Consider the following 10,090-nt stretch of genomic DNA (forward strand, 5'->3'; position numbering starts at 1 on the left):
CTTCTCCTGCCTGTCACAAGACGGACATCGCCTGTAAACAAAGGATGTTGGCCGGAGCCGGAGTTGACGAGGCCGGGAATGTTCGCCCAGCGATTCATGTGATGCATGAAGGTGCGCGCGGACCCACGAGCACGGCGTGCCGCGCCATCGGTACGCCGGTGGGGGTGTCAGCCGGCTCGGTGCAGGATGGCCCGCGCCCGCGCGAGGACCGGGGCGTCCACCATGTGTCCGTCCACGCGGACAGCGCTGCTGCCGGTTGCGGATTCGACGACACGGCGGGCCCAGCGGACCGCCTCCTCGTCGGGCCGGAACGCGGCGTGGGTCACCGGCACCTGCTTGGGGTGCACCAGGAGCTTCGCCGTGAAGCCGGTCTCCCTCGCCCGTCTCAGATCCCTGTCGAGAGTCTCGGCGTCGTCCAACGCCGTGGTGACACCGTCGACGGGGCCCGGCAGCGCAGCCGCCCTCGATGCGAGCACCAGTGACGAGCGGGCGTGCAGCATCGCGCTCCACCCCGCGCCGGCGCCCAGGTCGAGTGCGTAGTCGAGGTGCCCGAAGGCCAGGCGGGCGACTGCGGGGGTGCGGGCGATGTCATGGACCCGGACCATGCCGACCGCCGACTCGATCAAGGCGATCAGCGGTACGCCGGCCCTCTCGGCGGCAGCCGTCGACGACTTGGGCGAGTCGGCTTTCGGAAGCATGACGGCGATCAGGCCGGGGGCGCCGGCAAGGGCGTCCAGGTCGGTGCCGTACAGCGGGCTCGACGCGTCGTTGATCCGCACGCATGCACGCCCACCGCGCGAGAGCCACTCGACCGCTGATGCGCGTGCGCTGTCCTTGCGGTCTCCCTCGACCGCGTCCTCGAGGTCGATCACCACCAGGTCGGCGCCGGAGTCGACCGCCTTGTCGAAGCGCGCCGGTTGATCGCCGGGCACGAAAAGAAACGACCTCGCCGCCTGTACGGCGTTGTCCCGATGCGTGTGCGGCATGCTGATCACCCGCGCCTAACGGCGGCTGTCCGTGAGCTGCGCCGACGGCAGGGCTCCGAACTCGGCCAGCACGGCATCGGTGTGTTCGCCGACCTCGGGAACTGGGCCCATGACCGGCTTGGCGCCCACGAAAGTCGCCGGAGGAATGAGCGCCCGTAGCGTCCCGGCCGGTGAGTCGTACTCCAGCCAGCGTCCTCGGGCCTTGAGCTGCGGATGATTCGCCAGGCCCGCCATGTCCCTCAGCAGGGCGTTCGCGATGCCCGCGGCCTCGAGTCGCTGTGCGACCTCCTCGGCGGTGCTGTCATGGAAGGCCCGCTCGATCTCGACCCGCAGCTGTGTGCTGTGCTCCACTCGCGAGGAGTTCCGGATGAATCTCGGGTCGACTGCGAGTGCCGGCTCGCCGAGGATCCGCTCGCAGAACGTGGCCCACTCGCGCTCGTTCTGAAGCCCTAGGAAGACCTGCTCGCCGTCCCCGCAGCGGAACGGCCCGTACGGGGCGATCGCCGCGTGTCGCGCCCCGGTCCGCGCGGGTGGCGTGCCGCCGTACATGGCGTAGTTGAGCGGATAGCCCATCCACTCCGCGAGAGCCTCCAGCATCGAGAGCTCGATCGTGGCGCCTTCGTCGGTCCGATCCCGCTGGATGAGTGCGGAGAGGATGCCGCTGTAGGCGAACATCCCCGAGGCGATGTCCGCGATGGAGATGCCGACCTTCGAGGGCTCGTCCTGGGTGCCGGTGATGGAGACCAGGCCCGCCTCGCACTGGACGAGCAGGTCGTACGCCTTCTTGTCGGCGTACGGTCCGTCGCCGCCGTAGCCGGAGATCGAGACGTGGATGAGGCGGGGGTTCACGGCTCGGAGCGCCTCGGCGCCGAGCCCGAGCCGCTCGGCCGCGCCGGGGGCGAGATTCTGGACGAAGACGTCCGCCCGGCCCACCAGGGCGGCGACGGCCGACCTGCCGTGGTCACTCTTCAGATCGAGAGCCACGGACTCCTTCGACCGGTTGAGCCAGACGAAGTGGCTCGCCAGTCCGCGGACGGTTTCGTCGTAGCCGCGGGCGAAGTCGCCGGCGCCGGGTCGCTCGATCTTGATCACTCGGGCTCCGAGATCGGCCAGCTGACGCGTCGCGAACGGCGCGGCGACGGCCTGCTCGAGGGAGACGACGAGGAGTCCGTCGAGGGGGTTCATGCGGAATTCCTTTGATTGTCGTCGGACACGTCAGACACGGGTCTGGGCGGCGAGCAGTGAGGGAGTCTCCAACGTCTTGGTGAAGTACAGGCGTTCCGCGGCGAACTCGGGGTCGCGGGACATCCGCCGGAACACTTCGAGGTCGTGGTCGAGCTTGACCGGATCGGAGGAGTGGAAGAGCAGTCGCTTGTTCGCGGCGGCCCGCGGGCTCGCCTGCTCCAGGAAGGCGCGGCGACGCAGGTCGGCGTAGACGTCGAGGACGCCTTCGTCGGCGCGTTGCTGGAGCACGGCGCCGAGTGCCTCGTTCAGGACGTAGGAGTCGAACAGGCCCATCGTCAGTCCGAGGCCGCCCGTCGGATTGGTGGCGTGCGCCGCGTCGCCGGCCAGCAGTACCCGGCCGGCTCGGTAGGAGGACGCGCTGCGCTGATGCATCCGGTAGGGCGAGAGCGCGACGAGTTCCGTGGCCTGTGCGATGTCGTCCCCGAACACGCCGGCGAGATAGGTCGGGAGACGCTCGGCCGCGGACTGCGCGGGCAGTTCGTCGTCCTCCATGTACGTGTAACGCCAGAGCCCGTGGTCACCCGACTCGTCGATCTTGGCGATGATCGCGCCGTAGACGTCGTCGACGTAGAACGTCGACTGCGCCCAGCCCGGCCGGTCGTCGGGGAAGCGCACGTTCGTCGCGACGAACCGCTCGGCCCATGTCATGCCGTCGAAGCCGAGCCCGGCCTCGCCGCGGACCCGGGAGCCGGCGCCGTCGGCTCCGACGAGCCACGGGGCGCGCAGAGTCCTGTCGCCGCTCCTGGTGCGAACGGTGATGTCGACGCTGTCGCGGTCCTGGGTGACCGCGCTGACCTCATGGTCCCAGAGCACGCGGGCGTTCTCGAATGTCTCCAGGTGCCGCAGGATCACTTGGGCCAGCGCCCCCTGTCCCAGGTGCAGGTTGTAGGGATGCTGGACCTTGCCCTCGAGCGCGTGCAGTCCGTACTCGATGATCTCGCCGGTCCGGCGCACCCGGTAGGCGTAGTCCTGCTTCAGGAACCCGGCCCGGACGGCGTCGTCGAGGACACCAAGACGGGCCAGGCCGTCGAGGGTCGCCCAGTGGTAGACCATCGCCCGTGGCGCGTCCTGCAGGGCCGACGCTCGTTCGACGACGGTGACGATGACGCCCCGCTGTGCCAGGCCCAGTGCGGTCAGGAGCCCGGTCGGCCCGGCCCCTGCCACGATCACCTGTTGTTCTTCTCCCACCTGTCCTCCAGCTCTGGAAGCGATCGGCCGATGCGGACCGCGACCCTCACGTCACCTTGCTGGAGCGGAGGTCATAGGTCCAATGTTGGTGATTCGGTGCCTCGATACACTCCGCGCATGGATCTCCGGAGCATCAGGTACTTCCTCGCCGTGGCCGACGCCGGATCCATCACCGAGGCGGCGAGGGCACTGCACCTCTCATAGCCGCCGAGAAGGCTGCCGGGTGCCCGAAGCCTCTCGCGGCTCATCGACGACCGCTTCACCTCCGTGGGCGGGAGTCCCACGACGGTCATCTCCGTCCCGACGGTGCAGACCGCGGTGGCGCTGGTCGCGGCCGGTCTCGGCGTATCGGTGCTGAGCGACGAGATGGCCGAGCACCACCCCGGCGTCGACCGGGTCCCCGTCGCCGGGGGCCGGCCCGAGCTGCCACCGGGCCTTGTGCGACGGCAGGACGGGATCGTGACACCCGTCGGCGAGAGGTTCGCCGGGCTGTTCGGAACGGACGAGACCGGCGAGTGGGCCGGCTGAGCCACCCGTGCGCCTCGAAGACGCCGCGCCGGGCAGGCGGGCCAAGGGGCGCACAGAGACCGCAGGCGAGCGGTCGGCTCGCAGTGAGAGATGCACTCTGATTCGCCGAGGATCTGCTGGTGAGTGATCCTCCCTGCGCCGATGGAAAACGGGTTCTGCGGTGAGGAGAACCGGCTCTGCGGCTCCTTTCTCGACGCCTCGGCCTACCGCATTCCCGCCGGCTCCGTACCAGGCTCGGCAACCCTCTCCGAGGCGGAAGCAACGCGAAGCGTCACCCCTCGCCCCCGAGCGCCTGAGCCGCCCATACGCCTGCTTCGGTGCGCGAGCGGAAGCCGAGTTTGCGAAGGATGTGTTCGACGTGGACCTCGACGGTTCTCGGGGAGACCACGAGCCTTGTGGCGATGGCACGATTACTGAGGCCCTCCGCGAGCAGTGACGCGACCTCCCTCTCCCTTCGGGTGAGCAGCTCCGACTCCGCGACCGCGCCCGCCTGGTCCTCGGGTGCCGTGTCTGTGCTGCCCAGTCCCAGGCTGATGCGTCGGCCCGGCTCCAGGCGACGCCCGCTCTCGTGGATGCGCTGGAACAGTCCGTCCCCAAGCCGGTCCCGTACGGCGCGCTCTATGGCTTCGTAACGCGAGGCCAGCACGGGCCCGAATGCCTTGAGGTCGGTGTCGAGCAAGGTCCACAACGCCGCGACGACGCCGAGCAGTTCTGCCGCCCGCTTGGGGTCGTGGTTGTCCAGGGCTATGCCGGCCATCAGGTTGATGACGAGCGCTGTGCCGAGGTCGTCCCGGAAGCCGCGTTTGAGCTCCAGACTCTGCTTGGCCAGCTCACTCGCCGCGTCCAGGGACTGGCGCGTCCAGGCGTCGAACGCCAGCACCCACAGAGCATAGGAGCGCACCCAGGTCTCGCCCAGGCTCTCACTGAGACTGACGACTTCCCGGCAGGCGTCCGACGCCCCCTGATGGTCTCCCCGCGCACTCTTGACCATCCCGAGCAGAAACAGGGATATCAGCTGCCCCTCCGCGTCCGACAGGTCGGTGTGACCTCTGCATGCCGCCTCCAGGGCTTCCTGGGCCGCCTCGAGATCCCCTGCGGTCAGCGCTGTCTGTCCTCTCCATGTGGCTGTGTGCGCGGCCAGTCTCGGGTCCTTGGTCGAGCGCGCGATCTCGTCGGCCTCTCTCAGGAAACCTTGGGCCCTGGGCAGTTCCCCGTGCATGGCCATGACCGCCGCCGCTATCCAGAGCGCGTTGCCGCGTTCGACGGACGCGGCCGTGTCCACGGCAAGTGCCCTCTCCAGCCAACGCCGGCCTTCCCGGAGGTGGCCGGTGATCCAGTAGAAGCGAAGGCTTGATGCGAGCTCCAACACGTCACGGGAGCGGCCGGGGTCTTGGAAGAGACCGTTGAAAGCCAGCTCGAGGTTACTGAAATCGGATTCCAACCGCTGTCCGGAATCGGCCTGGCCGGGGCTGAAGAAGCCTGTCGCGGTGTGCGTCGCCCACGCCCGGTAGTACTCCACGTGCGCACGTCGAGCGTGGCCGAAGTCCTTACTCCCCCGGGCGCGCTCCAGGGCGAAATCTCGCAGCGTCTCAAGGAGCCGGTAGCGCATGTCGCCCCGTGTCAGCTCCGGGAGGAGGATCGACTTGGAGACCAAACCGTCCAGCGCGTCGAGGAGTCTGGAGCCTTCCAGGGGCGGAAACCCGCCCACAGCTTGGATCGCCGCGAAGTCGGGGCTGCCGCTGAAAGCGGCCAGCCTTGCCCAGAGCAGTTGCTCGTCCCGGGAGCAGAGGTCGTAGCTCCATCGCACCAGCGCGTCCAGCGAGTGGTGGTGCGGTGTCGCGGTGGGGTCGCCCCGGTTGAGGAGCGCGAACCGGTCGTTGATGCGGTCCAGCAGCTCCTTGACCGGCAGGGACCGCAGTCGCGCGGCGGCGAGCTCGATGGCCAGCGGCATCCCGTCCAGGCGAGCCACCAGGTTCGCGACCGCCGACGTCTCGTGCTCGGTGATCTCGAACTGATCGTTGACAGCCTTGGCGCGGGCTTCGAGCATGGCCACGGCCGGATAGCCACGCAGCTCGCCCACGGTGACGTCCCGCTCCTGCGGAGGAACCGGCAGCGGGCGTACGACGATCACACGCTCACCCGTGAGCCTCAGCGGCTCTCTGCTGGTGGTCAGCACCCGCAGCTCACAACAGGCGCCGAGGAGTGCGGACACCAGTCGCCGGCATCCGGGGAGGACGTGCTCACAGTTGTCCAGGACCAGGAGCATGGAGCGGCCCGCCACATGACGGCGGAGTTGTTCCTCGGCGTCCACGGTCGGTGCGGCACTCAGCCCGAGGTTCATGGCCACCGTTTCGGCGATGGTGTCCGGGTTCCGTTGAGCACCCAGCTCGACGAACCACGTCCCCTCCGTGAAAGCCCGTTCGAGGGTGGTCTCCATCGCGGCGGCCAATGACGTCTTGCCCACCCCGCCGGGCCCGGTGAGCGTCACGAGGCGGTGGGAAGAGAACAGGTCGCGGGCAGCGGCAACCTCACCTTCACGTCCGAACAGATCGGTCGAAGGGGATGCCGTCGGTCGAAAGGTGGTTGCGTGCCTGCTCATGAGGGCCATTGTGGGCCGACGCCCCGCACAGGCAAACCCAGCTGCACGCATCGACGGCTGCCGAGCGCCCCGCTGGAAGAACGGTGATCAACCCGCGGGCCGGCGCGGGCTGGTCGCGCAGTCACCCGCGCCCCTCCGCCGGCTGTCGCGCCCACGCCGTCGGCGTTGTCCGGCCCGACGAGTCCGATCAGGAGGTCCCGGCGGCCGTGAGCGCTGCCCTCGCGGTTTCCTCGCCTGCCGGTGGTCCTGGCTGCGACGGAGGGGTCGAGCCCCTCGCGACGAATTTCAGAAAGCGCCTCGCGGCCAGGCCGCTCGGTCCGCACCGCCGGGTGACCGCGCCGTAGGGCCGGAAGGCAGTCGGGTCGCTGAAGGGGATTCCTTGGATCACCGGCCCCGGAGTGTGCCCCGGCCGTGGTGCGGGCACGACAGCCACGCCCATTCCCGCGGCCACCAGAGCGTGGAGGGTGGACAGCTCGGTGACCTCGATCTCGACACGCGGACTGAACCCTGCCGCACGGCACAGACGGTCCGTGACCTGACGCAGACCGAACCCTGCCTTGAGTGCGACCATCGGCTCGTGCGCCAGGTCGGCGATCGTCACATGGTCGCGGCCCTCGAACACATGGCCCGGCGGAATACCGAGGCACAGCGGCTCGCGCCCGAGCGGGATCCACTCCAGATCGTCCGCGACCGGTTCGGGAGCGACGAAACCGATGTCGACGCTCCCTTGACGTACGTCGTCGATCACGGCGTCACAGGCGCCGCCGCGCAGCTCGAAGGACGTGCTCGGGGCGAGCTTGCGATAGCCGTTCAAGAAGTCGGGCACCAGCCATCCACCGAACGAATGCACGAATCCGAGCGAGACCGATCCCCGCTCCGGATCCACCAGGGTGACGATCCGCTCCTCACCCCTGTTGAGCTCGCTCATGGCCCGTAGAGCGTGGGCCTGGAAGATCTCCCCGTACTTGTTGAGCCGCAGCCCGCTGTGATGACGGTCGAAAAGCTTGACGCCCAGTTTGCGTTCGAGCCGGGCCAGGGCTCTGGACAGGGTGGGCTGGCTGACGTTCAGACGCAGTGAGGCCTCCGTCATGTGCTCGGTCTCGGCGAGGGTCGTGAACCACTCGAGCTCGCGCAGTTCCATGGTCACCTCCCAGCACAGGCACGTCGGGCTGCCCGCGGCAGTGCCACGGGCAACGCACAGCGAAGGAAACGTCGATGACGAAGCACACCCGGTTTCCCACGGCTTTCGGAGTCCCAACCGATCATCGTGGTCACATCTTTTCCGCATGAGGGCCGGTGGATGGGCTCCACCCTCCGCTTTCCGCCCGCCTCCCGCATTCGGAGAAACACGTATCCGCTACGTAGCTGCGGGCCCTACGTGCACCGCGCGCGGTCGCGGGTCCCACGCGCACCGCGGCGGTGCGCGCGCCCGTTGCCGGGCGGGCCGCGGGGCGTCTGCGGCCCCCGTGTCGTTCAGCCTCCGCCGGTTATCCCCGTTCATCAATACAGCCTCGTGAGCCCACCGATACGTCCGATGCATCGCCGGTGTCGATCGACTGCCGGCGGCCTCTGCTCAGCCACGATGCACCGACTGTATGATCCGGCCCATGGAACTCCGCGAGCTCGGTTGGTTCGTCACCCTTGCGGAGACCGAGCATGTGACGGTCGCGGCCGCCCGTCTGCACATCAGCCAGCCCACCCTGTCCCGAGCCCTGGCGCGGGTCCCGAGCCCTGGCGCGGCTCGAACGCAAGCTCGGGGTCCAGCTCTTCGACCGGCATCAGAACCGGCTGCGCCTCAACAAGTACGGCGAGCTCTTCCGGGCCCATGCGGTACGGGCGATGAACGAGATCGAGCAGGGAGAGGAGCGGATCACCACGCTCGTCGACCCGGAACGAGGGGTGGTGTCACTTGGATTCCTCCACTCCTTCGGCGGATGGCTGGTGCCGGAGTTGCTGAACCTCTATCGCGACATCGCCCCGAGCACATCCTTCGCACTCAGCGGCGGGGCCGCCGACGTCGTCGTTGACGACGTGCGCAAGGGTCGCGCGGACATCGGCTTCGTCGCTCCCCGGCCTGTCGCCGATGATGTCCAGTGGGTCCCGCTGGGGCGCGAGGTGCCGTGCCTGGGCGTGCCGCCGGGGCACGTTTTCGAGGGGCGCGGCCAGATCGCCGTCGCCGACCTGGCCGACGAGCCCATGGTGGCGCTCAAGGCCGGATACGGGCTGCGGCACGTCACGGACCGGCTGTTCCGGGAGGCCGGCCTCACCCCCCGGATCAAGATCGAGGTGACCGAGCTCTCCACGCTCCGTGCGCTGGTGTCCGCCGGGATGGGAGTCGCCCTCGTACCCGCCCCGCAACCCGGCCACGTCTCCACGACGAGGAACATCCCGCTCAGTGATGAGGGTGCGTTCCGGTCCTACGGTGCGGTGGCACGCCAGTACGGCCCGAGCGGCCGCGCCGCTCGGCGCTTCCTGAGCTTCGTGGCGAGCAGGGCGGTCCCCGAGCCTCCGGCGGATTCGGAAGAGCGCGCGGACTGACACGTCCCAGGGTGGCCGAAGACCGACGCGCAGCGCCGTCGCAGGTGCCCGTGAGCACCGGGGGCGTCCCGGACACTTCGGTTCGGCGCTGATCCTGTCACTCGCTGTGCACGTGACGCCGCCGAACCGAAAGGTCGATCGCAGCCATGCACGCGGCGCATGGTGCGAGTGCATTTCCTGCGCATTGCGCCCCTCTCCCCCGGGCTCCCAGGCCTGGCGGAGAGGACAGCAGGACAAACCCTCTGGCGGGTGTCGCACTCCCCACCTATGTGACGGCGGGCAATCCTGGGGACGCGGGTCGATCATCCCGCGGCGGCGGCACGGCAGCCTCCGGCGGCTCAGGCCGGGTTGCGGCCGGTGAAGAACTCGCGGAACGGGTCCAGGCTCGGTTCGAGGCCGGCGTCGACGAGGCCCTTGCGCAGGGCGTTCATCTGGGCGTCGTGGATGCGCTGGGTGGGCATGCGCAGCGGGCCGCCGTTGTAGCCCTGGAGCCAGCCCTGGAACTTCCATGCCTGGCGGTTGATGAAGGCGCCGCCGTGCAGGGCCGGGGCGAGGCCTCCCTTGATCTTGCGGGCCGGGTGGAGCTGCCAGTAGATGTCGGCGGCGTCGTCGTACTTGCCCTCCCGAAGGAGCTGGAAGACACGCGGGATCATCGGGCCGTAGTACTCGTGGTCGCTGGTCGCGGAGAACTGGATCGGCATGATCTGCGACAGCGGGATCAACTCCCCTTCGATGGGCATCGAGATGACGACCTCGTCGCCGAAGTGACGGTGGCACTCGATGACGCTCTGGATGCTGGGGAAGCCGCCCTCGGCCTTGATGGCGACGATGTTGGGGCAGTCGTCGAGCAGGCGCCGGATCAGGCGTACGGGGATGTCGGAGGGGTGGATGCGCGGGCTGAAGCCCCACAGGTACATCGGGAAGAGCATGACGCCGAGGTTCGTCGCGTCGCAGACGGCCTTGGTGTAGTCGTAGATCTCCTGCTCGGACTCGGGGTAGAAGTTCG

At 68.9% G+C, this 10,090-nt stretch carries 8 protein-coding genes and 1 pseudogene; 3 read left to right on the forward strand and 6 right to left on the reverse strand.

Going from position 1 to position 10,090, the window contains the following annotated elements; genetic code table 11:
• Positions 1 to 167: 167 nt before the first annotated feature.
• The 3 genes from JF597_RS50650 to JF597_RS50660 are packed head-to-tail and all read right to left on the reverse strand — an operon-like array spanning position 168 to position 3,419.
• Positions 168 to 986 (reverse strand): CoA ester lyase, encoded by an 819-nt coding sequence (locus JF597_RS50650; protein ID WP_294013152.1) that lies wholly within the window; start codon positions 984 to 986, stop codon positions 168 to 170.
• 15 nt (positions 987 to 1,001) lie between these two features.
• The gene (locus JF597_RS50655; protein ID WP_294013155.1) at positions 1,002 to 2,171 is read right to left on the reverse strand and encodes a CaiB/BaiF CoA-transferase family protein; all 1,170 of its coding nucleotides are present in this window, start codon (positions 2,169 to 2,171) and stop codon (positions 1,002 to 1,004) included.
• A 30-nt stretch (positions 2,172 to 2,201) separates the two neighbouring features.
• Complete coding sequence (locus JF597_RS50660) at positions 2,202 to 3,419, reverse strand: FAD-dependent monooxygenase (RefSeq protein WP_294013158.1); 1,218 nt, start codon at positions 3,417 to 3,419, stop codon at positions 2,202 to 2,204.
• A 216-nt stretch (positions 3,420 to 3,635) separates the two neighbouring features.
• Between JF597_RS50660 and JF597_RS50665 the strand changes: the two genes are divergently transcribed.
• The gene (locus JF597_RS50665) at positions 3,636 to 3,947 is read left to right on the forward strand and encodes a LysR family transcriptional regulator substrate-binding protein (RefSeq protein ID WP_294013172.1); all 312 of its coding nucleotides are present in this window, start codon (positions 3,636 to 3,638) and stop codon (positions 3,945 to 3,947) included.
• Between the two features lie 271 nt (positions 3,948 to 4,218).
• Here the strand turns inward: JF597_RS50665 and JF597_RS50670 are convergent, their stop codons facing one another.
• Both JF597_RS50670 and JF597_RS50675 read right to left on the reverse strand, forming a co-directional pair.
• Positions 4,219 to 6,597: a LuxR C-terminal-related transcriptional regulator gene (locus JF597_RS50670; protein ID WP_366916568.1), complete on the reverse strand. Its 2,379-nt coding sequence runs from the start codon at positions 6,595 to 6,597 to the stop codon at positions 4,219 to 4,221.
• Positions 6,598 to 6,733: 136 nt separating this feature from the next.
• Positions 6,734 to 7,687: a LysR family transcriptional regulator gene (locus JF597_RS50675; RefSeq protein WP_294013163.1), complete on the reverse strand. Its 954-nt coding sequence runs from the start codon at positions 7,685 to 7,687 to the stop codon at positions 6,734 to 6,736.
• A 466-nt stretch (positions 7,688 to 8,153) separates the two neighbouring features.
• Here JF597_RS50675 and JF597_RS50680 point away from each other — a divergent pair.
• Positions 8,154 to 8,207: pseudogene (locus JF597_RS50680) on the forward strand (hypothetical protein); the annotation flags it as partial.
• 178 nt (positions 8,208 to 8,385) lie between these two features.
• Complete coding sequence (locus JF597_RS50685) at positions 8,386 to 9,084, forward strand: LysR substrate-binding domain-containing protein (RefSeq protein WP_294013166.1); 699 nt, start codon at positions 8,386 to 8,388, stop codon at positions 9,082 to 9,084.
• A gap of 338 nt (positions 9,085 to 9,422) precedes the next feature.
• On the opposite strand, the gene JF597_RS50690 is transcribed toward JF597_RS50685, so the two are convergent.
• A partial coding sequence (locus tag JF597_RS50690; RefSeq protein ID WP_294013169.1) for a dihydrodipicolinate synthase family protein occupies positions 9,423 to 10,090 on the reverse strand: 668 nt, incomplete at its 5' end.

Source organism: Streptomyces sp., from assembly GCF_019510245.1.
Taxonomy (GTDB): Bacteria; Actinomycetota; Actinomycetes; order Streptomycetales; family Streptomycetaceae; genus Streptomyces.